1 pseudogene is annotated in these 237 nt (G+C 48.5%); it reads right to left on the bottom strand.

Annotated elements, in window-relative coordinates:
* Positions 1-237, bottom strand: a pseudogene (locus JUI58_RS00645) (IS200/IS605 family accessory protein TnpB-related protein); the annotation flags it as partial.

Raw genomic sequence — 237 nt, 5'->3', positions numbered from 1 at the left:
AGTCCTTTGCAAAAACCTTTCCTGTGCTTTTGTCCGGTAATACGGGCAGTTTGTTTAGCTTTTTTAGCAATCTTCATCCTACGTCGATTGCGACGGTTGCCGTTCCGCCGGACGCAGGTTCCGGCGGCTGCGGCAACTTCGTCTATGTCTCTAGCCGGATTGATAAATTTCCGTGCTTTTACAGTACCGTCCGCACCAACTATAGCTGCTGTTGCTGCATTGTTAATCCCTAAATCT

Origin of the sequence: Spirulina sp. CCY15215 (assembly GCF_016888125.1) — a bacterium.
Taxonomy (GTDB): Bacteria; Cyanobacteriota; Cyanobacteriia; order Cyanobacteriales; family Spirulinaceae; genus CCY15215.
This window is presented reverse-complemented; position numbering and strand designations above follow the sequence as displayed.